The sequence below is a fragment of the Streptomyces sp. BR123 genome, from assembly GCF_013401435.1.
Classification (GTDB): Bacteria; Actinomycetota; Actinomycetes; order Streptomycetales; family Streptomycetaceae; genus Streptomyces.
This window is the reverse complement of record NZ_JACBGN010000076.1, coordinates 1-26816: the sequence shown is the minus strand read 5'-3', so window position 1 is coordinate 26816 and position 26816 is coordinate 1. Positions and strand designations below refer to the sequence as shown.

General features: G+C 69.2%; 19 protein-coding genes and 2 pseudogenes. All 21 read right to left on the bottom strand.

Going from position 1 to position 26816, the window contains the following annotated elements; all coding sequences use genetic code 11:
• Window positions 1-487 (bottom strand): annotated as a pseudogene (locus HYE82_RS38075) (hypothetical protein); the annotation flags it as partial.
• 207 nt (window positions 488-694) lie between these two features.
• A complete protein-coding gene (locus HYE82_RS14930) occupies window positions 695-1078 on the bottom strand; it encodes a DUF6113 family protein (RefSeq protein ID WP_179174537.1) in 384 nt (127 codons plus the stop codon).
• The gene (gene mshB / locus HYE82_RS14925; protein ID WP_179174536.1) at window positions 1075-1971 is read right to left on the bottom strand and encodes an N-acetyl-1-D-myo-inositol-2-amino-2-deoxy-alpha-D-glucopyranoside deacetylase; all 897 of its coding nucleotides are present in this window, start codon (window positions 1969-1971) and stop codon (window positions 1075-1077) included. Before mshB ends, HYE82_RS14930 begins: the two co-directional genes overlap by 4 nt.
• Window positions 1972-1995: 24 nt before the next feature.
• On the bottom strand, window positions 1996-2190 hold the full coding sequence (locus HYE82_RS14920; protein ID WP_179174535.1) for a hypothetical protein: 195 nt from the start codon (window positions 2188-2190) through the stop codon (window positions 1996-1998).
• 565 nt (window positions 2191-2755) lie between these two features.
• The gene (locus HYE82_RS14915; protein ID WP_179174534.1) at window positions 2756-3826 is read right to left on the bottom strand and encodes an ABC transporter ATP-binding protein; all 1071 of its coding nucleotides are present in this window, start codon (window positions 3824-3826) and stop codon (window positions 2756-2758) included.
• Window positions 3819-4802, bottom strand: a complete 984-nt coding sequence (locus HYE82_RS14910) for an ABC transporter ATP-binding protein (protein ID WP_179174533.1) — start codon at window positions 4800-4802, stop codon at window positions 3819-3821. The genes HYE82_RS14915 and HYE82_RS14910 overlap by 8 nt, the downstream gene beginning before the upstream one ends.
• Window positions 4803-4813: 11 nt before the next feature.
• Window positions 4814-5812 carry an ABC transporter permease gene (locus tag HYE82_RS14905; protein WP_179174532.1) on the bottom strand — a complete coding sequence of 333 codons (999 nt, stop codon included), beginning with the start codon at window positions 5810-5812 and terminating at the stop codon, window positions 4814-4816.
• Entirely contained in the window at window positions 5805-6728 is a 924-nt protein-coding gene (locus tag HYE82_RS14900; protein WP_179174531.1) for an ABC transporter permease, read from the bottom strand. Before HYE82_RS14900 ends, HYE82_RS14905 begins: the two co-directional genes overlap by 8 nt.
• Window positions 6729-6767: 39 nt before the next feature.
• Window positions 6768-8396, bottom strand: a complete 1629-nt coding sequence (locus HYE82_RS14895) for an ABC transporter substrate-binding protein (protein ID WP_179174530.1) — start codon at window positions 8394-8396, stop codon at window positions 6768-6770.
• A 108-nt stretch (window positions 8397-8504) separates the two neighbouring features.
• A pseudogene (locus HYE82_RS38070) lies at window positions 8505-8645 on the bottom strand (GNAT family N-acetyltransferase); the annotation flags it as partial.
• Between the two features lie 165 nt (window positions 8646-8810).
• The gene (locus HYE82_RS14890; protein ID WP_179174529.1) at window positions 8811-10127 is read right to left on the bottom strand and encodes a lanthionine synthetase C family protein; all 1317 of its coding nucleotides are present in this window, start codon (window positions 10125-10127) and stop codon (window positions 8811-8813) included.
• Window positions 10128-10130: 3 nt separating this feature from the next.
• Window positions 10131-13247 carry a lantibiotic dehydratase gene (locus tag HYE82_RS14885; RefSeq protein WP_179174528.1) on the bottom strand — a complete coding sequence of 1039 codons (3117 nt, stop codon included), beginning with the start codon at window positions 13245-13247 and terminating at the stop codon, window positions 10131-10133.
• 50 nt (window positions 13248-13297) lie between these two features.
• Window positions 13298-14875 (bottom strand): ABC transporter ATP-binding protein, encoded by a 1578-nt coding sequence (locus HYE82_RS14880; RefSeq protein WP_309144325.1) that lies wholly within the window; start codon window positions 14873-14875, stop codon window positions 13298-13300.
• A gap of 360 nt (window positions 14876-15235) precedes the next feature.
• The gene (locus HYE82_RS14875) at window positions 15236-15469 is read right to left on the bottom strand and encodes an FDLD family class I lanthipeptide (protein ID WP_179174526.1); all 234 of its coding nucleotides are present in this window, start codon (window positions 15467-15469) and stop codon (window positions 15236-15238) included.
• 372 nt (window positions 15470-15841) lie between these two features.
• Entirely contained in the window at window positions 15842-16894 is a 1053-nt protein-coding gene (locus HYE82_RS14870; RefSeq protein WP_179174525.1) for an ABC transporter ATP-binding protein, read from the bottom strand.
• On the bottom strand, window positions 16887-17942 hold the full coding sequence (locus HYE82_RS14865; protein WP_179174524.1) for an ABC transporter ATP-binding protein: 1056 nt from the start codon (window positions 17940-17942) through the stop codon (window positions 16887-16889). The genes HYE82_RS14870 and HYE82_RS14865 overlap by 8 nt, the downstream gene beginning before the upstream one ends.
• Window positions 17943-17955: 13 nt before the next feature.
• Window positions 17956-18924, bottom strand: a complete 969-nt coding sequence (locus tag HYE82_RS14860) for an ABC transporter permease (protein ID WP_179174523.1) — start codon at window positions 18922-18924, stop codon at window positions 17956-17958.
• Window positions 18917-19858 (bottom strand): ABC transporter permease, encoded by a 942-nt coding sequence (locus HYE82_RS14855; RefSeq protein ID WP_179174522.1) that lies wholly within the window; start codon window positions 19856-19858, stop codon window positions 18917-18919. Before HYE82_RS14855 ends, HYE82_RS14860 begins: the two co-directional genes overlap by 8 nt.
• 98 nt (window positions 19859-19956) lie before the next feature.
• The gene (locus tag HYE82_RS14850; protein WP_179174521.1) at window positions 19957-21579 is read right to left on the bottom strand and encodes an ABC transporter substrate-binding protein; all 1623 of its coding nucleotides are present in this window, start codon (window positions 21577-21579) and stop codon (window positions 19957-19959) included.
• 437 nt (window positions 21580-22016) lie between these two features.
• Window positions 22017-23921: a translational GTPase TypA gene (gene typA / locus HYE82_RS14845; RefSeq protein ID WP_179174520.1), complete on the bottom strand. Its 1905-nt coding sequence runs from the start codon at window positions 23919-23921 to the stop codon at window positions 22017-22019.
• 421 nt (window positions 23922-24342) lie between these two features.
• Window positions 24343-26658: an ABC transporter family substrate-binding protein gene (locus HYE82_RS14840; protein WP_179174519.1), complete on the bottom strand. Its 2316-nt coding sequence runs from the start codon at window positions 26656-26658 to the stop codon at window positions 24343-24345.
• Between the last annotated feature and the right edge of the window lie 158 nt (window positions 26659-26816).

Genomic DNA, 26816 nt, shown 5'->3' with positions numbered 1-26816 from the left:
CGGCTGCCCGCGGCTTGCGGGGGGCGAACCAGTTGGGCCCCGCGTCGTCCGGCTCGGCAGCCGCCGCGGGCCCGTCCGATGCGGCGGGCCCGGCGGACGCGGCGGGCCCGGCGGACGCGGTCGGCCCGGCGGGCAGTGCGCGGGGCGACGCGGGCGCCGACGGACGCGCGGGCGCGGCCTCCGGCTCGGGCTGCGCGTCCCGGCCCTTGTCCGCTTCGGCGGCGACCGGCTTGCGTACGACCACCGGCGGGATCGGCCGCGAACCCGGGATGTTGATCCGGATACGGGTCGTCAGGGTGGTCTCGGTCTTCGGCCCGTCGGTGTCGGGCGTGGAAGGGTTCGAGGTCACAGAGTTCTCCTCCGAGGCAGTCGCCACTGTGTCCGCGGACGGGTGCTGGCCGGTTCCGTACGGCTGGGTACCCGAGGGGTATGCGGCTCCTCCGCGCCCCTGGGGCCCGGAGGTCGGACTGTCGGTTTCACGACTCAAGGCAGGTTCTCCCGGTTGGCTCCGCCGCCCGTCATACCGTGCGCGGGCAGCTCGGCGGCCCGACCACCATACTGTCCGCGGCCGGGACGCAACTGACCTAGGGGAATCCGAGGTTCCCCTTCACCTCCCCCAAGCCCCCCGGCACACACCGGGCGCGACCGGCCCCAACACCCCGAAGCGGACACCCCGCCCGAGTTCAACGGCCCGTCACCTGGCGGGCGGCGCGGCCGAAACGGGCCGGTCGAACGGGCTGCGCAGGGTGGCACACATCACAGCCGCGACGGTTCCGCCCAAAAGGTATGCGTACATGCCGATTCCGGACGAACTCAGCAGGAAGTCGCCCTCGGGGCGCGGGACGCCGAGGGCCACGTACGCCAGGAACCAGCCGGCAGCGGCCGCACCCACCCCGATGCCCGTGCCGGTGGCGATGCGGCCGCCGAGGAACAGCCCGAAGAGTGCGAGCAGCGCCAGCGCCACCCCGGCGGGGAGCCACAGGTCGACGACCGCCCAGCCGGCCAGGCCGGTCAGCAGGCCGAGTGCCGTCAGCCCGAGGAGGACGGCGACCCGCCCCGCGGTCCAGGCCCGCGTCATGCCCGGACCTCCGCGAACAGGTCGTGCTCGCGCTCGCCGGCGGGGGCGCCGGGGCTGCCCTGGACCAGCTCGTAGTACTCGCGGGCGAACAGGGGTTGCGCCAGGTCGTTGGAGAGCGCGAAGAAGGGCCCGTCCACGGCGATCTGGGTGGCGTGCGCCCGCATCGCGGCCGCCTTGGCCGCCACGGCGGGCTCGCCGGCGGAGATCTCCGCGGTGATGAGCTCGTCGGCGACGACGCCGGGCACGTCCTCCGGTGAAGCCAGGCCCGGGAAGGGCGTCTTGGCGCCGGCCGCGCGCAGCCGGGCGAAGCCCTCCTCGACCACCGAGCGCGGCACCCGGTTCCAGTAGACCTTCCCGACCGCGTGGGGGTCGCCGAGGTCGCGCCGGTACGCGGGCTCCGCGGCCAGTTCCACGGCGCGCATGGCGACCCGGTGGGCCTGGATGTGGTCGGGGTGGCCGTAGCCGCCGTCCGGGTCGTAGGTCACGAGGACCTGAGGACGCAGCTCGCGGATGACCTCGACGAGGTACGCGGCGGCCTCGTCGACGTCCGCCGACCAGAAGGACCCGGGGCGGTGGTTCTGCTCCAGCCCCATCATCCCGGAGTCGCGGAAGCGGCCGGGGCCGCCGAGGAACCGGTGGTCGGTGACCCCGAGTTCCGCCATGGCCGCGGCCAGCTCGCCGATGCGGTGGGCACCGAGGGTGTCGTCGCGGTCGGCCACCAGATGCGCGAGCCCGGGCGGGATGACCTCACCCTCCTCGCCGAGGGTGCAGGTCACCAGCGCGACGTGGGCGCCCTCGGCCGCGTACTTGGCCATGGTGACGCCGTTGTTGATCGACTCGTCGTCCGGGTGTGCGTGCACGAAGAGCAGACGACGGGCGGGAAGACCGTTCATGGGGCAAGACTAACGAGCAACGGCCTACAACTTGAGGCCGCTGATCATGCTCGCCACATTGGAGGTCAGCTGGGAGAGCGTCGGCGCGATGGTCGAGCTCGCGAGATAGAAACCGAGGAGCACACAGACAGCGGCGTGTCCCGCCTTCAGGCCCGACCGGCGGACCAGCAGGAAGACGACGATCGCCAGCAGCACCACGGCCGAGATCGAGAGTGCCACGGCGTTTCACCTCCACGACGAGCGGACATCGGTACGCGTACTCGTACTCAGTGCTCGGCGGAGTCATACCCACCGTGCGCTACGGATCATAACTATCCGTACCAGCGCATCGATCGAAATCCGGCAGCACGAGGGGCGCACGCCGCGCATGCGCAGGGTCACGGGGGTGGCCGACCGGGGGGCACGGACGGCCCCCCGGCCGGTCGTCGGCACCCGCACGGCCGTACGGAACCCAGACTGCCCGGCCCATATCTCCGGACAGAAACGGTCAAGTTGCCTGCGTGTAAAGCGGGTTGGCCGCGCAGCGGACGGCCGACCGATTCTGCGGCGCGTGTGCGACCGCCACGCGCTGGAATCACGGCCCTGGCCGGAAATAACCGGTGGCGTGCCGGTGCGACCTGCCTTCTCGCACCGATTGCGTCAGAACGGTACGGGTTCGGCGGGTCGCATTCCGGCCCGCCCGGCGGCGGCGCGAGCCCCTCGCCCGTGCGCCCCGGACTGCGCTCCTGCGCCAGCGGATGCGCTCCTCCATTCGACGCAGCCGGCCGGTGGGCGCGCCGAGTCGCTAGTCCTTCTCCGGACCGGGCAGGGGTGCGGGCGGCAGCGGCAGGTCCCCCGGTGGCGGCACCACCCGCTTCTCGGCCGCGAAGTGGCAGGCCGAGGGATGGGCCGCCGGGCCCGAGGGGAAGACCGCCGGGACCGCCAGCAGCGGGACCTCGTCGGTGCAGCGGCGCTGGGCCTTCCAGCAGCGGGTGCGGAACGGGCAGCCGGACGGCGGGTTGGCGGGAGAGGGGACGTCCCCGGTCAGGATGATCCGCTCCCGGTGGGCCCGCGCCCCGGGGTCCGGGACGGGGACGGCCGACAGCAGCGCCTGGGTGTACGGGTGGGTGGGGTGGTCGTAGATCTCGGTGTCGGTGCCGATCTCCACCACCCGGCCGAGGTACATCACCCCGACCCGGTCGGAGATGTGCCGAACGATGGACAGGTCGTGCGCGATGAACACGTACGACAGGTCGAATTCCCTCTGCAGCCGCTCCAGCAGGTTGACCACCTGCGCCTGCACCGACACGTCGAGCGCGGAGACCGGCTCGTCCGCCACGATGACCTCCGGCCGCAGGGCGAGCCCGCGGGCGATGCCGATGCGCTGGCGCTGGCCGCCGGAGAACTGGTGCGGGTAGCGGTTGATGTACTCGGGGTTCAGGCCCACCACGTCCAGGAGCTCCCGGACGCGCCGGCGCCGGTCGCCCTTCGGGGCGGCCTCGGGGTGGATCTCGTACGGCTCGCCGATGATGTCGCCCACCGTCATGCGCGGGTTGAGCGAGGTGTACGGGTCCTGGAACACCATCTGGATGTTGCGGCGCACCGCCTTCAGGGCACGGCCGGACAGCTTCGCGATGTCCTCGCCCTTGTACGTGATGGAGCCCGCCGTGGGGCGTTCCAGGTTGACCAGCATCCTGGCCACCGTGGACTTGCCGCAGCCCGACTCCCCGACGATGCCCAGGGTCTCGCCGCGGCCGAGCCCGAAGGAGACGCCGTCGACCGCCTTGACCGCGCCGACCTGCTTCCTGAACACGATCCCCCGGGTCAGCGGGTAGTGCTTGACCAGGCCGCGGACCTGGAGGATGGGCTCAGCCACCGAGGCACTCCTTCCAGAAGTGGCAGGCGCTCGCACGCGGCACGGGAACGCCGGTGACCGGGTACAGCGGCGGCTCGTCGCTGCGGCACACCGGCTGCGCCATGGGGCAGCGGGGGTTGAAGGCGCAGCCGGGCGGGATGGCGAGCAGGTTGGGCGGCAGGCCCTTGATCGCGTACAGCTCCTGCCCCTTCCGGTCGAGGCGGGGGATGGAGTCGAGCAGGCCGCGGGTGTAGGGATGGGCGGGCGCCTCGTAGATGTCGTGGACCGGGGCCGCCTCGACGATCCGGCCCGCGTACATCACGGCGATCCGGTCCGCGACGTCGGCGACCACGCCCAGGTCGTGGGTGATCAGGATGAGTCCCATGTTCAGCTCGCGCTGCAGCTCCGCGAGCAGGTCCATCACCTGCGCCTGCACGGTGACGTCGAGCGCCGTCGTCGGCTCGTCCGCAATGATCAGGGACGGTTCCAGGGCCAGCGCCATCGCGATCATGATGCGCTGGCGCATGCCCCCGGAGAACTGGTGCGGGTAGTCCCCCGCCCGCTGCTTCGCCGCGGGGATCTTCACCCGGTCCATCAGCTCGACGGCCCTGGCCCGCGCGTCCTTCCGCGACATCCCGCGGTGGATCTCGTACATCTCGCCGAGCTGTGCGCCCACGCTGAGCACCGGGTTGAGCGCGGACAGCGCGTCCTGGAAGATCATCGCCATCTCGGCGCCGCGGATCCTGCGCCGCTCGTCCTCCTTCATCCTCAACAGGTCCTTGCCCTGGAAGAGGATCTCGCCGCCCGTGATCCGGCCCGGCGGCATGTCGAGGATGCCCATCACCGCCTGGGCGGTCACCGACTTGCCGGAGCCGGACTCGCCGAGGACGGCGAGGGTCTCGCCGGCGTCCACCGCGTAGTTCACGCCGTTGACGGCCTTGGCGACCCCGTCGCGGGTGCGGAACTCCACCTGGAGGTCGCGGACTTCGAGCAGCATGGGCCCGCTCCTCAGCGCAGCTTGGGGTCGAGGGCGTCGCGCACCGCGTCGCCGAGCATGATGAACGCGAGCACGGTCAGGCTCAGTGCGCCGGCCGGCCAGAGCAGCATGTGCGGGGCGTTGCGGATCTGGGGGGCCGCGTTGGAGATGTCGATGCCCCAGGAGACCGTGGGCGGGCGCAGCCCCACGCCGAGGAAGGACAGGGTGGCCTCCAGGGCGATGTACGTGCCGAGCGCGATCGTGGCGACGACGATGACGGGGGCGACGGCGTTGGGCCCCACGTGCCGCAGCAGCAGCCGGGAGTGGCCGGCGCCCAGCGCCCGGGCGGCCTGGACGTAGTCGTTCTCCTTGGCGGTGATGACGGATCCGCGGGCGATGCGGGCCACCTGGGGCCAGCCCAGCAGCACGATGAAGCCGACCACCGGCCAGACGGTGTCGCCGGTGACGACGGACAGGAAGACGAGGCCGCCCAGGACGACCGGGATGCCGAAGAAGATGTCGGCGACGCGGGAGAGGAGCGCGTCGCTCCAGCCGCCGAAGAAGCCGGCGAGCCCGCCGAGCAGCGAGCCGAGCAGCGCGGCCCCGAGGGTGGCGCACACGCCGACGGTGATCGAGGCGCGGGCCCCGTACACGGTACGGGTGTACACGTCGCAGCCCTGGGTGTCGTAGCCGAAGGGGTGGCCGGGCTCGGAGTCCTGCTGCGATTTGGACAGGTCGCACTGGAGCGGGTCGCCGCTCGCGATGAGCTGCGGCCGGATCGCGACGAGTACGAGGAAGAGGATCAGCAGGGCGGAGATGATGAAGACGGGGTTGCGGCGCAGCTGGTGCCAGGCGTCGGACCACAGGGAGCGGGCCTTCTCGGCCGGCCCCTTGTCGGCCGGGCCGGGTTCCAGGTTCTTCTCCAGGCTTTCCGCCTCGTCGAGCGCCAGGTCCATCTGTCCGCCCTGTCCTGTAGGTGCGATGGCCTCGTTGTCGCCGGGCTCCAGCGGGTCGTACGCCGGCTCAGGCATATCGGATCCTCGGGTCCAGGACCGCGTAGAGCAGGTCGACGAGCAGGTTCGCCAGCAGGAAGACGATGACGAGGATGGTCACGAACCCGACCACGGTCGGGGAGTTGTTGCGCAGGATGCCCTGGTAGAGCTGGTAGCCCACGCCGTGGATGTTGAAGATCCGCTCGGTGACGATGGCGCCGCCCATGAGGGCGCCGATGTCGGTGCCGATGAAGGTGACGACGGGGATCAGCGAGTTCCGCAGCAGGTGGTGGGTGGTGACCCGGCGGCGCGGCAGGCCTTTGGCGACGGCGGTGCGGACGTAGTCGGCGCGGGCGTTCTCGGCGATGGAGGTGCGCGAGAGGCGGGTGACGTACGCGAGGGAGACCAGGGCGAGGACGACGCCGGGGAGGATCAGCTCGTTCAGGGGGGCGTCCGGGGAGACGGTGGGCCGGACCCAGCCCCATTGGACGCCGAAGACGTACTGGAGCACGTAGCCGGTGACGAACGTCGGGATGGAGATCACGATCAGGGTGAGGACCAGCACCCCGGAGTCGACGGCCCGGCCGCGGCGCAGGCCGCTGATCACGCCGAGCGTGATGCCGACGACGATCTCGATGACGATCGCCACGCAGGTCAGGCGGAGGGTGACGGGGAAGGCCGAGGCCATCAGCTCGGTGACCGGCTGGCCGTTGAAGGCCGTGCCGAAGTCCCCCTGGAAGATCTGGCCCATGTAGTGCAGGTACTGCTCCCACAGGGGGCGGTCGAGGTAGAGGTCCTTGCGGATCCGTGCGGCGGTGGCGGGGTCGGGGGCCTTGTCGCCGAAGAGGGCGGCGACGGGGTCCCCGAGCGCGTACACCATGAAGAAGATCAGGAACGTGCTGCCGATGAACACCGGGATCATCTGGAGCAGCCGCCGGATCACATAACGTCCCACTGGAGCGCTCCGGGTGTCGGCGGGCCTTGCGGCTGCGGGTCAGCTGACCTTGATCTGGTCGTAGACGGGCACGCTGAACTGGTTGAGCGCCACGTCGGAGAGGCGCTCGGCGTATCCGGCGCTGCCGTTCTGGTACCAGAGGGGGATGGCCGGCATCTGCGCGGCGAGGATCCGCTCGGCGTCCTGGAACTTCGCGATGGCCGCGGCCGGGTCGCCCTCCTGGTTGGCCTCGTCGACGAGCTTGTCGAACTGCGGATCGCTGAACTTCCCGTAGTTGGAGGAGGCGCCGGTGTAGTACAGCGGCTGGAGGAAGTTCTGGATCAGCGGGTAGTCGGCCTGCCAGCCGGAGCGGAACGGCCCGGTCAACTTGTAGGAGCTCTGCTGGTTGCGGAAGTCGGCGAAGGTGCCGACCGGGTTGACCGTGCAGACGGGGCCCTGGCCGAGGGCGTTGTTGACGCTGTTGCAGACGGCGTCCATCCAGGCGCGGTGGGATCCGGTGTCCACGTTGGAGGTGAGGGTCATCCTGCCGCCGGGCAGTCCGCCGCCCTCTTGGATGAGCCGCTTGGCGGCCGCCGGGTCGTACGTGCAGGCGTCCCCGCACAACGCGGGGTTGAAGCCGCCCTTCTCGCCGAGGGCCGGGGAGGTCCAGTCCTTGGCGGGGGTGCGGGTGTCGCGGAAGATCTGCTTGGTGATCTCGTCGCGGTTGATCGCCATGGAGATGCCGCGGCGGACCTTCTCCATGCCCGCCTTGCCCCACTGGGGATCGTAGAAGGGGAAGGTGAGGGTCTGGATGATGAGGGCCGGCTGGTTGATGTACCGGTCGCCGAGGTCGTTCTTGACGTTCTTCAGCTGCGAGGCGGGCACGTCGTCGACCAGGTCGAGGTTGCCGGAGATCAGGTCCGTGTAGGCGGTGTTGTTGTCGGTGTAGACCTTGAGGTCCACGCCCCCGTTGACGGCCTTGTCCGGGCCCGGGTAGCCGTCCCACGTGCGCAGCTTCATCCCGGTGCCCTTGGTGTACGAGTCCACGGTGTACGGGCCGTTGCCGATCGGCTTGTCGAGCCAGGCGGTGTGGTCGGTGAAGAAGGCCTTGGGCAGCGGGGAGAAGGCCTGGTAGCCGAGGGTCTCGGGCCAGGTGGAGAACTTCTTGTCGAGGGCGACGGTGAAGGTCCGGGCGTCCTTGACGACCAGCCCGGACATCGTCTTCGCCTTGGGTTCGCCGGAGGCCGGGTGGACGTCGTCGTAGCCGGCGATGTCACCGAAGAACGGCGCGTTGTTCTGCTTGTTGGTGACGTTCGCCCCGTAGTTCCAGGCATCCACGAAGGACTGGGCGGTGACCGGCTCGCCGTTGCTGAACGTCCAGCCGTCCTTCACGGTGATCGTGAAGTTCTGGTTGTCGGCGGTCTCGATGTTCTCGGCGAGCATGTTCGTGGCCGCGCCGGTCTTGGGGTCGTAGCGCTTGAGCCCCCTGAAGATCATGTCGAGGACCTTGCCGCCCTGCACCTCGTTGGTGTTGGCCGGCTCCAGGGGGTTCTGCGGGTCGCCCCAGGAGGAGCTGACGATCCCGGACTCGCCGCCCCCGCCGCTGCCGCCCCCGCCTCCGCAGGCCGACGCCGCCAGGACGACGGCCGCCGCCCCTGCGGCCCACTTGGCGTGGGTGGCTGCGCGCATCGAGTGCCTCCTTACGGCTACCGGGACTCACTTGGGAGCCAATGTCACCCGTTGAAAGCCCCGGCGCACGGCTGGTTGGACCGATTGCACCCCTGCGCCGTGCGCCTGTCACCCATGCGAGTGCAAGGACAGCTCCCAGGTGTCAACGGCGTAGTGGAGCTTCATCCCGTGGGCCTCGTACAACCCGAGTGCGCCGGTCTCGTTCCGGATGTCCACGCCCAGTCCGACCAGGTCCCTGCCGCGGGCCGCGGACCGTACGCCCAGGTGGCGAGCCTGGGGGCACCTCTCAGCGGTGGCTGAGGAGAGTCGGTGGCCAGGTCGACGCCGTGGGTGGAACAGGTCGGCCTCGACGGCGGCGAGGTCGGTCGGCTTTGCGTCGATGCGGAGGGCATGGGGCGACAGCCGGTCCGCTCCCTAGGACATCAGGAGTGCGGCGTCCCAGCCGGACCGCGGCGGCTCGCCCGTCGCGTACTTCCACAGGGCCAGCAGCACCCCCGTGACACCGTCAAGGAAGCCTGGGTGGTCCAGCCGGAGGCCTGACCCCTCCTGCAGGACAGTGAAACCGAACGGCGCGTCGGGCTGATGCCTCCGGACGATCTCGGCGACGGCGGCCTCGACGGCTCCGTCGAGCGCCTCACTGGAACGTTCCTGCCGGAACGACTCAAGGGCGACGAGCAACCCGCCCAGGCCGTGGCACAGGCCCGGCTGGCTCATGACGGGAGCGGTCCGGCTCCGCTCCGTGGCCGCCTGCACCGCGGCGTGCGCGGTATCCACCCACGTCTCCTCGCCCAGGGCGGTCCCGGCGAGCCGCAGGGCGTTCGCGATGCCGGGTGTGCCGTAACACCACGACGGGCGGGTGGCAGTGGTTCCGGCTGCGGGGCCCGCGCCAAGGTCCTCGGTTGTGATCCCTGTCGGCCAGAACGGGCCGTGTCTGTCGGCCTGCTGCCACTGGACCAGCCACGCGGCAATGCGGTGAACGGCGTCGTGCGCGGCCTCGCACCGGTGCCCTCGCTGCCAGGCAAGCGACAGCAACGCCAGCGGGCCGCTGATCCCGTGCGCGAGACCGAAGTTGCCGTGCCCGCCGGGAGCGTTGTCCTCGAAGTCCATCCCGTGGTCGACCCACCAGCCCGGCACCTGACGGTCGTGTCGCGTGCGGGGCAGCGTCAGTTCCGCCAGGTACGCGAGCACCTCCTCCAGCGCCGGGGCGTGCTCGGGTCCGGCGTCCAGCAGGTGACGGCCTACCCCGGACATGCCGCTGATCACGTCGAACTCGTGGAACATCCGTCGGCGTGAGGGATCGGCAAGGGCGCTTCTGGTGTGGCCCGAGAACGAGGCAGCGTACTCGGCGATCTTCTCGTCGGCCCGGGAACGCAGTACGGCATAGTCTCCCGGCCCGTGGGCAGCCGCCCGTGCCGAGAAGGCGAACCCGGTCAATCCCGAGTACAGACCACCGGCCGGTGCATGGACCGCATGTCGTCCCGCAGCCGTCAGGTAGTCGTGCGCGACGGTGCGGAAGTAAGGGTCATGGTGACCCAGTTCGGCGAAGAGGAGAGTGACCCCGGGGAACCCGTTGGCGAGGGACACCGGGTCCCACATCGGCCGGCCATCGGCTTCCGCGGAGGGCATCCGGCCGCCGCTAGCGAGAGCGACTCCCTCCAGCGCCGCCGGATCTGTCATCCCCTTCGCGACGCCCAGGACCAGGTCGGCGGCTGCGGATCGGAGTTCGGCCATGGTTCACTTGGTCCTTTCGAGGTGAGACCAAGCCGCGTTGCGCATGATTCCGCAGGCACGGACCTCGGCCTCCCGGTTAATGCCGAAGAGCCTGTTGAAGTTCATGTGGAGAAGGCTTTTCAGGGCGCGCGTCCCGGTCGGCGTGGGACCGTCGGGCCGCATCAGGTGCTGTCCGTACGCGGAGGCGGGGGCGGCCCAGTGTGCCCAGCCGCCGACGAGGGCGGCGCCGCCGGCCGATTCCGAGAGGGCGGCCCAACCCCCGGACGGGTCGAGCAGGGCGAGCTGTTCCGGCGGCGGCAGCAGGTGCCGGGGCGTCGACGCCCGCCCGAATGCGCGGACGATCCACGTGTTCCAGTCCCAGTCTCCGAAGGCCTGGAGCAGCGCCGTGAAGTTCGCCGCTGCCAGGACGCCACCATCGACGGGCAGCCGGCCCGCAGCCCTCGCCTGGAGCTGCGAGACCACGATCTCACTGTCCGCACGGAAGAAGTCCTCCGCGGCCGTGATCAGTCCGGGCCCCCCGTACCGGGTCTCCTCCGGTTCGTAGGCCTCGAACGACGTGCTCCGGATGAGTCGGCGGGCGACCAGGTCGCTCGTCCAGGCATGGACCGCCGCGGTGACGTGACCGCGCACAGCGTCCGGCTTGCCGTGCAGCCTTATGCGCAGATGCGGCTCCGGGTCGGCATACCTGATGTAGAACCACCGGTCGATCTCTGTGGGGCAGCAGGCCAGCAGCCGGGGAACCTCGGTGGCGAGCAGGCGATCGTGGCAGTCCGCGGCTGCATACAGCTTGAGATAGAGCCACTCCCCGCCGGGTTGTACTGCGGTCATGCCGTGCCGCAGCACGACGGGCACGGCCTCCGAGGCACCTTTGGACGCTCCGGCCCGGGTGGGTGCGGTACTCCCTCGTCGCTTGAGCGGGAACACCAGCTCAGCGGCGTGACCTCCGCTCCAGCCGTGGTCCGCTTCCGTGGCACAGGCCTCGAACACCTGGACTTCCGGGTTTCTCGTCAGCTCCGTCCTGAGGAGCCTGCAATGCAGGGGCTCCCGCAGGTCGAGGTCAAAGTACCGGTCGGCGATGACAACCCTGACGCGGTCGGGGACGGACCGCCGCGTCTGCCACTCACGCAGCGCGTCGAGCCACTCGGCCCAGGAGATCCCGGCGTCCTGCAGGGCGCCGGACGGCAGCCAGCGGGCCGGGTGCAGGATGGTCCGCCCGTACCTGACCCGAGGCAGGTACGGAAAGCTCTCCAGTTCGCCCCATTTCCAGTTTCGCCACGGCTGAGTGCCGTCCTCGGACAGTTCCGCGATGAGGCGGGCCGCGTTCGGTGCCGCCATCGAGAGGTTCATCATGTGGGGGACGACAACCCTGACGGGGGTCCGGGTGGGGGCCCAGACGAGTCGTAGCCGTTCCCCTTGCACTTCGACGACGAGGTCGGCCAGGTCGAGCACCTCACCGCCGCCGTCCGCCGGGTACGTCCCGACGGCCATCGACCGCCTGGTGATGCGGGGCACCCGGGCGACGTTGCGCAGCCGGGACTCGACCGGCTGGAAATCCAGGTCAGCCACGATCTCGTCCTCGTGCACCGGCTCGTCAGTGAGCAGCGCCCTCAGCCCGGCCTCCTCACCGAGCATGTGGGCGAAGCGGCCGAGTATGGTGCCGGCCCGGGCCGATCCCGCCACCGGAGAGAGCACGAGTCTGAAGTCTCCTGCGTCCACCGAGGCAGTGGACGAGGCGAGGACCTGTACACAGAAGTCCATCGACCGCGGTGTGCCGCCGTTGTCCGCGTATGACAGACGGTCCACGAGGCCGTCGTCGAGGACCAGCTCGCGGTGCCCGCGGAGGAAGCAGTCCTGGAGCAGGTCCGCCAGTATGTTGCGGCGGGCGCGGGCGGCCACGCCGGGCTGCTGTTCGGGTTGGTCGCCGGCGGCCCCGGAGGCGGGCCAGGCGTAGCTTCCCGGCGCACCGATACCCGCATGCGGGTCGAGGAGATCGAGGACCGGCACTGCGGTGTCAGGTCCGTAGCGCTCCAGGAACGCGGAGAAATAGGCGCTGTGGTGCGCATAGGGGCTGCGCGGGGACATCCGCCACAGGGCAGTGGCTGCTCGCTCCGCCTCCCTCACCACGGAACGGCCGACCACGACGTCGGCGTCCATCCTCAGATCCACCTGCAGCGGGTTGTCGACGGCGGGCTGCAACGCTGACATGGACCGGATGATGTCCCGTCGGACGTCGTCCGCTTCGGCGGGGGCGGAGCCGGAGTACTCCTCCAGCCCGTCGGTGATACGCCGCAGGTGCGCGGTCTGCGCCCCCTGTGCCCGTGCGACGAGACCGAGCAGCCGGCCAAGCATGTCGTCCGAGGTATGCCCGGTCTGGAACTCGGTGAGGAGGACCTCGTTCTTCAGGAGAGAACGGAGCATCCCGTCGACCGCGTCCTCGGATGCCGAGGGGTGCACCGCGCACAGCGTTTCGACGAGGCGCCGGTATTCGATGGGAAGCCGCGCCGCTTCCATGACGGTCGCGACGGCAGGCGTATACCTGACGGAGACCTCACGGGAGGTCGGCGCGCCGCCGCCCCGGGAGCCCGAGCGCGTCCCGAAGGGCATCACCAGCCGGTCTCCGCGCACCATGCACAGGTTGTTCCACGCGACGCCCACCAGGTTCCTGATTGCACGGTCGTCCAGCGCCTCCGCGACCACATCCGCAACCCATCCGGCATCCGCCCGGACGTGCTTGCGGTGGCCGGCCCCGATCGCGGTTCGCGTGTGCTCGCCGAGGCGCGCCGATGCGACGCCCGCCATGGTCCCGAAGGGTGTGGGGCGCTGCCCCATCCGCAGGAAGTAGCGCAGGGCCGACATCGCCGTGCGCTCGGCCTTCCGGGCCTCCAGAACACGGCCGGCGAGAACCTCGTCGAGTGCCCTTCCCAACTGCGGACTTGACACGTGCACCGCTTCCCGGAACAGCGGGTCGGACGACAGGACACGCAGGTGTTCCGTGAGCTCTGCCGGATAGGCGGGGTCCTGCGGGTCAATGCCCGTGAGGGTGGCGTGCAGCCGGCTGTGAGGGATCGCCGCCAGGCGAACCAGGACAGGTTCTCTTGCCTCGAATGTCTTGCCGTTCATGTCCTTCGTTCATTCGCGAGGTCGCCCGTGTGAACGGCGCGACGCGGCCGTCACGACCTGATGTAGCCGTCCGCCTGCATGGCGAAGAGGTCGGCGTAGTCACCGCCGGAGGCAATGAGTTCGTCGTGGGTGCCGAGTTCCGATACCTGTCCGGAAGACAGGACGGCGATGTGGTCCGCGTCCCGGATCGAACCGAGACGGTGGGTGATCAGCAGGGTGGTCCGGCTCGTCCGGTGTGCGGCGAGCCGGGAACTCACATCCTTCTCCGCTTCCGGGTCGAGTCCTGACGTCGGTTCGTCGAGGATCAGGAAGTCGCGCTCCTCCCGCATGAGGCCGCGGGCCAGTGCGATCCGCTGCCACTGCCCGCCGGAGAGCATGACTCCGGTCTTCGGGTCCTTCTTGTCGTCCTCGCTGAAGAAAATCCGGCTCAGCAGGGTGTCGTATCCGAAAGGAAGTCCGGCGACGACCTCGTGGATTCCCGCGCGCTCCGCAGCCCTGTGCACCCTGTCCTCATCGGCAATGTGGTCGATGTCGCCGATTCCGATGTTCTCCCCCGCCGACAGGTCGTAGAACATGTAGTCCTGGAACACGGCTCCGATGCGTCGCCGGAGTTCCTCGGGAGCGATGTGCCTGATGTCGACGCCGTCCCAGTGGATGGTGCCCTGGGTAGGGTCGTGGAACCGGCAGAGCAGCTTGACCAGCGTGCTCTTCCCGGCGCCGTTCTTCCCGACGAGCCCGACAGTGCTTCCGTAGGGGATGTACAGGTCGACTCCCCGCAACACCCAGGGCCCGTCGTCGGAGTAGCGGAACCACACGTCGCGTATCTCGATGCCCTGTTTCAGGGCGCCGGCCGCGAGCGGCGCTGCCGGAAGCGTGACGTCAGAGTCGGAGTCGACGACCGCCACATAGTGTTCGAACACCAGCAGGCTGTTGTGGGCCTTGGCAACGGTCTCGACCAGCCCTGACACTGCGAACTGGACGCCCGCGACGGCGGCAATGAGCATGGAGACGTCGCCGACGGTCAGTTCGCCGCCCCATGCCGCGTGGACCGCCCAGGTCAGTGCGGCCCCGGCGAGGGCCGCACCGGCGATACCCAGCAGGCCACCCCATCGCAGTGCCCGACGGGCAAGGCCACGCTGGAAGGAGTCCGCCAGTCGGCGATCGTCGAGCATCCGCTCCCGGAAGAAGCTGCCGGTCCCATAGAGCCTGATCTCCTTCGCGGCTCGGGGGTTGGAGATGATGTCCCGGTAGAACAGCTCACGCCGCTGGAGCGGGGCGATCCTGTGCATGACGTCCGCACGCCGCGACCCCAGGGAGAACTCGATCAGGACCGTCGGCACCATCGACAGGACCAGCGCCACGACGAGCACGGGGCTCATGACGCTGAGCGTGGTGATGAAGCCGACCGAGGTCACCAGTCCCGCGACGATCCCGACGCCGGCCGAAACGACCGCGCTGGGGGCGGACATGCCGGCGTGCTGGGCCAGACGCAGCCGGTCGAGGAACTTCGGGTCCTCGAACCGTGCCAGCGTGACGAAGAGGTTGATCTTTCGGTAGATCTCGTCGTACGCCTCGGCCGCGACGGCTCGATCGAGCTCCTCTTGGAAGTACGTTCTGAAATGTGGCACCGCCGCTGTGACGAGACCGACCGCCACGAGCAGGGCAAGCGGCCCTGTGGCATCCGAGGACCCAGCCCCCGCACGGGAGACGATCCGGTCGATGACCGTCTTCGTGAGCCAGGCGGCGACGACGGGACCTACCGCCCCCATCAGTCCGGTACAGGTGTAGAGGGCGACCACCCGGGGGCTGGCCTTCCTGGCCAAACTGACAGCTCGAGCGGCACGCCGCAGCACGAGATGGTCCGGTCTATGCGTCATGGTGTGCCTGCCGGGAGGGTCTGGCGGGTGCCGGCGGCTTCCGGCGTCGCTGTGGCGTGAAGGGGCGGGGCTGGGCCCCCGCCGAAGAACGGCCGGGGGCCCGCTGGTGTGTCAGTCGCAGCGCGGGCACATGGCCGGCGCCAGACCAGCCACACCGTAGGAGTAGCCGCACGCGGTCGGCACGTAGGAGCAGTAACAGGTGTGGACGCCGCCGGTGTTGCTGCAACCGATCGAGCAGCTGGTGCTCGTCGCCGCCATCGGCGGGAGGCTCTTGTCGCCCTCGAGGAACTCGATGTCGAGGTCGAAAATGTCAGTGGGCTCCGCTACCGCAGCCATGGGGCTCATGGAAATTCCTCCTGATCTCAACAGTTCACACATCCGAGAACCTTCATCCTTCCCGATTGCACACAACCGGTAAAGATCGTTTCGCGCCGCAGAAATAGCCTGAAATCGCCCCTGATCTGCAGCGAGACCTTCAGAGGGGTCGGAGGTCAACATTTTTGAGTTTCACTTGAGAAACCCGGATACATGCCGAGTCTCACCGAAATTCGGAGTAAATGATTCCGAAAGAGAACGGCCGCCGTAATCTTCCGGTGCCGGAAAACCGGCTGATGAATCGAACGGTCCGACGGGCCGTTCCGGCCCACCCAAGCCAAAACGGCTGATCCCCGGCGCTTTGGGACACCGGGGATCAGCCGTTCGGAACAGGCAGGAGGATCAGACGGCCAGGACGGCCCGCTCCTCCGCGAAGTGGCAGGCCGACTCGTGCGCCGCGAGGGTCTTCTGGCCCTTGTAGCGCTCCGGGACGGCGAGCAGCGGCTGCTCGGTGCTGCAGATGTCCTGCGCCTTCCAGCAGCGGGTGCGGAAGCGGCAGCCCGACGGCGGGTTGGCGGGCGAGGGGACGTCACCGGTGAGGATGATCCGCTCGCGGCCCTCGCGGGCCTCCGGGTCCGGGACCGGGACGGCCGACAGCAGCGCCTGGGTGTAGGGGTGCGTCGGGTGGTCGTAGATCTCGGCGTCGGTACCGATCTCGGCCATCTTGCCGAGGTACATCACGCCCACGCGGTCGGAGATGTGCCGGACGATCGACAGGTCGTGCGCGATGAACACGTACGACAGGTCGAACTCGTCCTGGAGCTTCTCCATCAGGTTGACGACCTGCGCCTGCACCGACACGTCGAGCGCGGAGACCGGCTCGTCGCAGATGATGATCTCCGGGTTGAGCGCGAGGCCGCGGGCGATGCCGATGCGCTGGCGCTGGCCGCCGGAGAACTGGTGCGGGTAGCGGTTGATGTACTCGGGGTTCAGGCCGACGACGTCCAGGAGCTCCTGGACCTTGCGCCGCCGGTCGCCCTTCGGGGCCACCTCGGGGTGGATCTCGAAGGGCTCGCCGATGATGTCGCCGACCGTCATGCGCGGGTTCAGCGAGGTGTACGGGTCCTGGAACACCATCTGGATGTTGCGGCGGACGGCCTTGAGGGCCTTGCCGGACAGCTTGGTGATGTCCTGGCCCTTGTAGAACACCTCGCCGGAGGTGGCCCGCTCCAGGCTCATCAGCAGCTTGGCGACGGTGGACTTGCCGCAGCCGGACTCGCCGACGATGCCGAGGGTCTCGCCCCGGTACAGGTCGAAGGAGACGCCGTCGACGGCCTTGACCGCGCCGACCTGCTTCTTGAACAGGATGCCCTGGGTCAGCGGGAAGTGCTTGACCAGGTTGCGCACCTGGAGGATCGGCTCGCGCTCGGGGGCGTTCTTGGTGAGCTCAGCCATGGAGCTGCTCCTTCCAGAAGTGGCACGCGCTGCCGCGGCCGGGCAGCTCGGTGCCGTCCTGCTCGGTCACCCGGTGCAGTTCCGGCACGTCGGTGCGGCAGATGTCCTGCGCCTTGGGGCAACGCGGGTTGAAGGCGCAGCCCGAGGGGATGTTCAGCAGGTTGGGCGGCAGGCCCTTGATCGCGTAGAGCTCCTGGCCCTTCTGGTCCAGGCGCGGGATCGAGTCGAGCAGACCGCGGGTGTAGGGGTGCGCGGGGCGGCTGTAGATCTCGTGGACCGGGGCGGTCTCGACGATCCGGCCGCCGTACATGACGGCGATCTTGTCGGCGACGTCGGCGACGACGCCGAGGTCGTGGGTGATCAGGATCAGACCCATGTTCATCTCGCGCTGGAGTTCCGCGAGCAGGTCCATGACCTGGGCCTGGACCGTCACGTCGAGGGCCGTGGTGGGCTCGTCGGCGATGATCAGGTCGGGCTCCAGGGCCATCGCCATGGCGATCATGATGCGCTGGCGCATACCGCCGGAGAACTGGTGCGGGTAGTCGCCCACGCGCGCCTTGGCGGCGGGGATCTTCACCCGGTCCATCAGCTCGACGGCCTTGACCAGGGAGTCCTTCTTGGACATCCCGCGGTGGACGCGGAACATCTCGCCGAGCTGGGCGCCGACGGTGTGCACCGGGTTCAGCGAGGACAGCGCGTCCTGGAAGATCATGGCGATCTTCGAGCCGCGGATCTTGCGGTACTCGTCTGCCGGGAGCTTCAGCAGGTCCGTGCCCTGGAAGAGGATCTCACCGGAGGGGATCTTGCCGGGCGGCATGTCGAGGATGCCCATGATGGCCTGCGCCGTCACGGACTTGCCCGAGCCGGACTCGCCGAGGACGGCGAGGGTCTCGCCGGAGTTCACCGAGTACGAGACACCGTTGACGGCCTTGGCCACGCCGTCGCGGGTGTGGAACTCGACGTGCAGGTCGCGCACTTCGAGCAGGGGGGTGCCCTCCGGCGCCGATCGGGGCGCGGGGACCTTCGAGGTCTTTTCGGTGGTGGTCAACGTACGCCCTTCCTCAGCGCAGCTTCGGGTCAAGGGCGTCGCGCACCGCGTCGCCGACCATGATGAACGCGAGCACCGTGATGCTCAGCGCGGCGGCCGGGAACAGCAGGACGTGCGGAGCCTGCAGGAAGCGGTCCTTGGCGTCGCTGATCATCAGGCCCCAGGAGATCTCCGGGGGCTGGACACCGATGCCGAGATAGGACAGCGCAGCCTCCGCTCCGATGTACACACCGAGGCTGATCGCGCCGACCACGATGACCGGGGCCACCGCGTTCGGGAGGATGTGCCGCAGGGTGATGCGCAGGGTGCTCGCCCCGAGGGCGCGGGCCGCCACCACGTAGTCGTTGTTCTTGTGCTGGAGCACCGAGGACCGCATGATGCGGAAGATCTGCGGCCAGCCGAGGGTGGCGAGGACCGCCGAGACCGTCCAGGCGTTGCCCTCCCGGCCGGACATGATCAGCATGCCGCCGAGCAGCAGCGGGATGGCGAAGAAGATCTCGGTGATGCGGGACAGGATGCTGTCCATGATGCCGCCGAGCCAGCCGGCCAGCAGGCCGAGCGCACCGCCGACGGTCATCACCAGGGTGGTGGTCACGACGCCGACGATGACGGAGTTGCGGGTGGCCCAGATGGTGCGGGTGTAGATGTCGCAGCCCTGCACGTCGAAGCCGAACCAGTGCTCGCCGGTCGGCCGCTGCAGGGAGTTCTGCAGGGTGCACGCGTCCGCCGCGAAGGGGCTGGACGAGGTGAACCAGCCGGGCACGGCGGAGAGCACGAGCATGCAGAAGACCAGGAAGGCACCGATCAGGAAGATCGGGTTGCTGCGCAGGTCGCGCCAGGCGTCGGACCAGAGGCTGGCGATCCGCTCCTGCTTCTCGTCCTTCTTCTCGCCCTTGGGGCCGCTGGCGGCGGTTCCCGCGGAGGGGGCGCCGGCGGTCTGGGTGTCGGTCATCGAGTCCTCCACCGAAGTCGTGTCACGCATAGCGGATCCTCGGGTCGAGCACGGCGTAGAGCAGGTCAACGATCAGGTTGGCGAGCAGGTAGACGAGGACGAGCAGCGTCACGACGCCCACGAGCACGGTGCCCTGGTCCAGGCGGATGGCCTGGGCGATCAGACCGCCGATACCGTTGATGTTGAAGATGTTCTCGGTGATGACCGCGCCACCCATCAGGGAGCCGAGGTCGGCGCCGAGGAACGTGACGATCGGGATGAGCGCGTTGCGCAGCGCGTGGTTCACGACCACCTGGCGCCGGGGCAGGCCCTTGGCGACGGCGGTGCGCACGTAGTCGGCGCGCATGGTCTCCATCAGGCTGGTGCGGGTCAGGCGCGTCACGTACGCCAGCGACGTGGAGGCCAGGATGAAGCCGGGCAGCAGATAGGCCTTGAACCCGTCGGACTCGTTGAAGGAGACGGGGAAGAAGTCGAAACCGAGTTCCTTCAGCTCGACTCCGAGGAGGAGCTGGAGGACGAAGCCGGTGACGAACACCGGGATGGAGATGACCAGCAGGGTCGACAGCAGGACCAGCTGGTCGAGGAACTTGCCGCGCCGCAGGGCCGCCATGATGCCGGCGGTGACGCCGACCAGCGCCTCCATGGCGAAGGCCACCAAGGCGAGGTTGACCGTGTACGGGAAGGCATCGGTGATGAGATCGAGGACCTGACGGCCGTTCAGGGTCTCACCGAGGTTCCCCTGGAGCACACCGGTCAGGTAGTTCCAGTACTGGACCAGGAAGGGGTCGTCGAGGTGGTACTTCTCGCGGAGCATCGCCGCGACGATCGGGTCTGCCTTCTTCTCGCCGGCGAGGGCCTGGACGGGGTCGCCGCCGAGCGCGAAGGTCAGGAAGTAGATCAGGAAAGTGGCGCCGAGCAGAACAGGGATCGCCTGTATGAGTCGGCGGATGAGGTAGCGGCCCATCAGACCTCCAGCAGTTGAACAGGGGGAGGGGGCAGGCGGACGGAAACCTGATTCCGTCCGCCCGCCCCCGGGTCAATTCCCCTTGGTGAAGAAGCGTGTTAGTTGAGCTCGACGTTCGCCAGGTCCATGCGGCCCTGGGCGTCGACCTGAACGTTCTTCACGGACTTGGAGTAGGCCGAAGAAGACATGTAGGTGAAGACCGGGATGTACGGCAGGTCCTTGATGATGATGTCATCGGCCTGCTGGTACAGCTTCAGACCCTCGGCCGGGTCCGTCGCCTTGTCGGCCTGGTCCATCAGGGACTCGAACTCGTCGTTCTTGTAGTGGCCGTAGTTGGAGCCGTTCTCGATCGCGACCTTCGAGAAGATCGGACGGAGGTAGTTCTCGGCGGCCGGGTAGTCCATGGACCACGCCATGCGGAACGCGCCCTTGTACTTGGCGGCGCCCAGGTCGTCCAGCATGTCACCGAACTTGGCGTACGGCTTGGCGGTGACCTCGAGGCCGAGGTTCGCCTTCAGCTGGTTGGCGACGGCCTCGATCCACTCCTTGTGGCCGCCGTCGGCGTTGTAGCCGAGCTCCAGCTTGTTGCCGGGGATGCCGCCGGCCTGGGCGTAGAGCTCCTTGGCCTTGGTCGGGTTGTAGGTGCCCGCCTCGCCGAGGGCGCCCTTGCGGTAGCCGGGGATGATCGGGTTGATGAAGTCGTCGGCCGGCTTGCGGGTGCCGTTGAAGATGGTCTTCGTAAGGGCGTCCCGGTCGATGGCCATGGAGAGGGCCTTGCGGATCTCGACCTTGCCGAAGGCCTCCGGGTTGGTCTCCAGCGGGAGGCCGAGGTAACCGACGCCCGACTCCGGCTTGTAGATGTAGCGGTCGCCGAACTCCTGGGAGACCGTGGCCATCGCGGAGATCGGGAGCTTGTCGACGATCTGGATGGTGTCGGCGCGCAGGTCGTTGTACGCCGTGTCCAGGTTGTCGTAGATCTTGAAGGTGACGCCCGCGAGCTTCGCACGGCCCTCGGCCGGGAACTTGTCGAACCTCTTGATCTTGATCTGCTTGTTGTGCTCCCAGGCGCCGTCCATCTGGAACGGACCGTTGCCGATCGGAGCCTCGCCGAACTTCTTCGGGTCGGCCTCGAACGCCTTGGGCAGCGGGTAGAAGGCGTTGTAGCCCAGCATGGTCTTGAACTGCGAGAACGGGGCCTTCAGCGTGACGGTGAAGGTCTTCTCGTCGACGACCTTCAGACCCTTGAGCTCGGTGGCGGTGGGCTTCTTGTCCTTGCCCGGCGCCAGCTCCTCAGAGCCCTCGATCTTCGCGAAGAACGGCATGCCCTCGGCGGCGTTGTCCTGGTTGGCGCCCCAGTTCCAGGCGCGGACGAACGACTGGGCGTCGACCTTCTCGCCGTTGTGGAACGTGTAGCCGTCCTTGAGCTTGATCGTCCAGGTCTTCGAGTCGGTGGTCTCGATGGACTCGGCGACCGCGAGCTTCGGCTCGTTGGTCTTGTTGTCGTAGTCGACAAGGCCGACGAACAGGGCGTTGAGAACCTCAGCGCCCTCGGACTCGGCGGTGTTCTGACCGATCAGGCCGTGCTGCGGCTCGCCGAGCACCACGGTGATGTTGCCGCCGGCCGAGCCGGCGTTCGAGTCCTTGCTGGTGCTGCATGCCGTAGCGGCCATCGCCACGACGACGGCTCCGGCGACCCACTTGGCGCTCGTTGCTCCGCGCATGGGTTATTGCCTCCTCAGGAGTCACGGTGGATACGTGAAGGACCCGGCTCCGCTGACACCCCTGACAGCGAAATCCGGCTCCGTCGTGTGCTCGTGAGTCGACGCTCCCCACAGCGTGTGACCCATTGACCCGAGCTCAATGGAGCAATCCTCAGGGACAGCCCCGGGCGTAAACCACACCTGCGTGGTCTCGTTTTCACAACATCGATCCGCAGCAGAAACCCGAAATCCGGACAAAGGGATCAGAGACAGACACGCGCGAAACGGACTGTTAGCTCACCATCCGGAGTGTCACGGTCGGTATGCGGACACAAGGACGCAACAATCCGCTTGACAGAGACAAAAAAAGCGAACAGCCCCTCCCTGCGCGGAGATCCGTGGCGGGAGGGGCTGCACGTCAGGGGAACCGGAACGGCCGGAACCCCCGAACTAGCCGATTACTTGGCGGCCTTGGCGCGCGAGGCGGTGCGCGAGCGCTCCTTCTGGTCCAGGACGACCTTGCGGATGCGGACGGCCTCCGGGGTCACCTCGACGCACTCGTCGTCGCGGCAGAACTCCAGGGACTGCTCCAGGGAGAGCTTGCGCGGCGGGACGATCGCCTCGAACGAGTCGGCCGACGAGGACCGCATGTTCGTGAGCTTCTTCTCCTTGGTGATGTTCACGTCCATGTCGTCGGAGCGGGAGTTCTCGCCGACGATCATGCCCTCGTACACCTCGGTGCCGGGGTCGGTGAACAGGACGCCGCGCTCCTGGAGGTTGGTCATCGCGAAGGCGGTGACGGCGCCCGCGCGGTCCGCGACGAGCGAACCGTTGTTGCGGGTCTGCAGCGGGCCGAACCACGGCTCGTGGCCCTCGTGGATCGAGTGGGCGATGCCGGTGCCGCGCGTCTGCGTCAGGAACTCCGTACGGAAGCCGATGAGGCCGCGGGACGGGACGACGAACTCCATGCGGACCCAGCCGGAGCCGTGGTTCGACATGTTGTCCATGCGGCCCTTGCGGACACCCATGAGCTGGGTGACGGCGCCCATGTGCTCCTCGGGCACGTCGATCGTCATGCGCTCGACCGGCTCGTGCACCTTGCCGTCGACGTCCTTGGTGACGACCTGCGGCTTGCCGATGGTCAGCTCGAAGCCCTCGCGGCGCATCTGCTCGACCAGGATGGCCAGCGCGAGCTCACCGCGGCCCTGGACCTCCCAGGCGTCCGGGCGGTCGGTGTCGAGGACGCGGAGCGACACGTTGCCGACGAGTTCGCGGTCCAGGCGGTCCTTGACCTGGCGGGCGGTGACCTTGCGGTCCTTGACCGCGGCCTTGGCGTCGGCGCCCTTGCCGGAGCCGCCGCGGCCGACCAGCGGGGAGGTGTTGGTGCCGATGACCATGGAGATGGCCGGCTCGTCCACCGTGATCAGCGGCAGGGCGACCGGGTTCTCCGGGTCGGCCAGCGTCTCGCCGATCATGATGTCCGGGATACCGGCGACCGCGCAGATGTCACCGGGGCCGGCGACCTCGGCCGGCTTGCGGGTGAGCGCCTCGGTCATCATCAGCTCGGTGATGCGGACGTTGGAGATCGAGCCGTCACGCTTGATCCACGCGACCGTCTGGCCCTTGCGCAGCTCGCCCTGCTCGACGCGGAGCAGCGCGATGCGGCCGAGGAAGTTGTCGGCGTCGAGGTTGGTGACGTGGGCCTGGAGCGGCGCGTCCTCCTCGTACGTCGGGGCCGGGACGTGCTCCAGGATGGTGGAGAAGAACGGCTCCAGGTTGTCGCTGTCGGCGGGGACGGTGCCGTCCTCCGGCTTGGTCAGCGAGGCGATGCCGTCACGGCCGCAGGCGTAGACGATCGGGAACTCGATCTGGTCCTCGTCCGCGTCCAGGTCCAGGAACAGGTCGTAGGTCTCGTTGACGACCTCGTCGATCCGGGAGTCCGGGCGGTCCGTCTTGTTGATGCAGAGGATGACGGGCATCCGGGCCTGCAGCGCCTTGCGGAGCACGAAGCGGGTCTGCGGCAGCGGACCCTCGGAGGCGTCCACCAGCAGGACGACGGCGTCGACCATCGACAGACCGCGCTCGACCTCGCCGCCGAAGTCGGCGTGGCCGGGGGTGTCGATGATGTTGATCGTGATCGGGGCTCCGCCGTCCTTGGGGTGATACTTCACCGCCGTGTTCTTGGCGAGGATCGTGATGCCCTTCTCACGCTCCAGGTCGTTCGAGTCCATCATGCGGTCGTCGAGCTGCTGGTGGGCGGCGAAGGCGCCGGCCTGCTTCAGCATGGCGTCGACGATGGTCGTCTTGCCGTGGTCGACGTGGGCGACGATGGCGACGTTGCGGATGTCGTGGCGCGTGGGCACTGCGGCGCTTCTCCCGGGATCGTGGATGGCGTCACGTACGGCCTGGTACGCGAGCCTGTGCCGGGCGGAAAACCTGCCACGGCCTTACCCCATCCTACGTCGCGTGGCGGGAAGCGCCTGCCGGGGGTCTGTCAAGAGGCCGTACGACGGACAGCGGCCGGAATGCGGGTGGGGGGTCCGGCCGCCGGTGGCGCGGGGCGCCCGGGCGGCTGCGGCGGTGCTGCCGGTCTGCTGTTCCGGCGCCGCTGATCTGGGGTTTCGGTGCTGCTGGGAGGTCTCGGGCGCCGGCGCGGTGCCCGAGCCGGTGGTACTCCGGGTCAATGGGTACGCACGACCTTGCCCGCCGGGGGTCCGGCGGGCAAGCGACTTGAGTCACTTCTGAGCTTGTGACCCGCGGGTCAACCTGACTGGCCCCGCTTTGTCACTTGTTCTTCTCCTTTCCTTCCTTGGAGCCCGATCCACGGCCCTGTGGGGCCTTCTTCCAGCCGATGTCCTGGAAGCGCGGAGTGCCCAGTCCGAAGGCACCCGCGTTGGCCACGCCCTGCTTCACCGCCACCAGCTCGGGGCGCTGGTAGAGCGGGATCGAGCCGGCCGCCGCCCAGATCCGCGCGTCGGCCTTGCGCATCAGCTCCCGGGAGGCCTCCTCGTCCAGCTCGGCCACGGCCTGGTCGAAGAGCTGGTCGATGTGGTCGGTGCCGACCCGGGTGTAGTTCTGTTCGACGAGCAGCGAGCCGTCGGCGGCCGGCTCCGGCTTGGCGAAGATCGGACGGGCGTCGGTGGCCGGGTAGGCGGACGCCGGCCAGGAGTACAGCGCCAGGTCGTACTGGCCCGAGGCGATGTGGTCCTTGAAGAAGCTCTCGTCGGCCACCTTCGTCAGCTCGGTCGCCACACCGACCTTCCGGAGCATCTTCGCGATCCGCTCCCCGACGGTGCGCAGGGAATCCGAGCCGGGGCCGGAGGGCAGGACGAAGCGCAGGCTGAGCGCCTTTCCGTCCTTGGCCAGGATGTTCCCGGAGGTCCGGGCGGGCTGGGCCGGGGCCGGCGCGGGGCTCGCGCTGGCGCCGGCGCCGGGAGAGGCCGCGGGGGCGTCGTCCGATGCCGCCTGGGTGTCGTCGGCCCCCGGCGCCTTGCCGTCTTCGGCGGCGGCCTCGTCGGCGGCGGCCTCGTCGGCGGTGGTGGTCGTACGGCCGGCGGTGAGGGCCGCGGCCTGGGCGAGGAGGGCCTCCTTCTGCTGCCGCGCCAATGCCTCGGCCGCCTGCGGCAGCGAGGTCCCCCGCTGCGCGCCGAGGGCCGGGCGGAGCCCGGGCAGCCCCCGTTCCAGGGCGGCCGCGCGGACATCGCCGTTGCGCTCGTCCTCCTCGCCCACGATGTACAGGCCGTCGTTCCCGGTGCCCGGGCCGGCCGGGCTCCTGCCGTCGTCCTGCTGCCCGGCCTGCGGCTCCGCCGGGCTCTCGTCCTGCTTCTCCGCCTCCGGTCCGGCCTTCGCACCCGCCGGCTCCGTGATCACACCGTTGCGGCGCCAGCCGGCGTCCGCGAGCAGCGCCTGCGCGGCCTTGGTGTCCTGCCCGCCGAGGGCGTCGCTGTTGTCCGCGTACGCCCGCTGCCCGGCCAGCGCCAGGTGGCTGCCCACCGGCTTCACCGGCAGCCCGAGCGGCCCCAGCACGATCTCGGCCAGTTCGCGGCGGTCGATGGCCCGGGCGACGGCCCGCCGGACCCGCTCGTCCGCCAGCGGGCCGGAGGCCCCGTTCAGGGCGAGCTGGGTGTACGCCGGCTCCAGCGACCTGCGGACGGTGAAGGCGCGCAGGGCACCGCTCTCCTCGGTGGCGGCCCCCTGGGGCGGGGCCCCGGCCCCGCCCGGCGAGCGGGTCGCGTCCCGGCGGGCCTGGGTGATCCGGTCCGCGGTCGCCCGGTCGACCTCCGCCAGGTCGACCGTGTCGGCGAGCAGGGCCTTCGCCCGCTCTGCCCGGGGCACGGCCGTCAGGACCAGGGAGTCCAGCTTCGTCGGCCGGCCCCACCAGCGGGCGTTGCGGGTCAGGGCGGCGGTGCCCGCGTTCTTGTCGATGGCCCCGAGGTTGAAGGGCCCGGCGGTGACCTTGAGGGTGCCGCGGGCCCCCTCGTTGAAGGCGTCGGGGGTGCCGGTGACCTGCTTGGGGTAGAGCGGCGAGAACAGGGAGCGCCAGTCGGTGTACGGCTTGGCGAAGGTGACCCGGACCTCCAGGTCGTTGCGGCCGCGCTCGATCTTCTCGATCCGCTCGTAGCCGGCGTTGCGGGCGGTCCAGTACGCCGAGTTCTTGCCGTTGAGCGCCCGCCACTGGGCGAGGAAGTCGGCGGCGCCGATCTCCCGGCCGTCGCTCCACACCGCCTGCTGGTGCAGCTTGTACAGGACGACCTGCTTGGGCTCCCGCTCGACGATCTCCGCCTTCTCCAGGAAGTCCGGGTTGGCCGTCGGCCGCCCCTTGTCGTCCAGTGTGAACAGCTGGGGCAGCACCGCACCGGCGATCCGGGTGGTGGTGGCGTCGGCATCGGCCTGGAAGACGTTCAGGGTCTCGGGAAGGCCGTCGACGGCCCACCGCAGGACGCCGCCGTCGGCGATCAGGTCGCGGGCGGTCGCCGCGATGTCCGGGCCTGCAGCCGCCGGGCCTCCCTCGTCCCCCGCGCCGCAGCCCGCGAGCAGCGGCAGTACGAGGACTCCCGAGGTCAGGAGCGACGCCAAGGATCTGCGCCTTCTCTGGGACATGGGTGCTACCTCCGGGGCGGGGCGTGAAGGGGCGTAAAGGTCGTGCGAGGGGGCGCACAGGTGCGCGGCTTGATCACGTTCGGCGGTATTTGCGTCTGATCACACCGGGTGCAGAACCACACTGAAATCCACGGCTCCCGCCCTGTCTCTTATACACA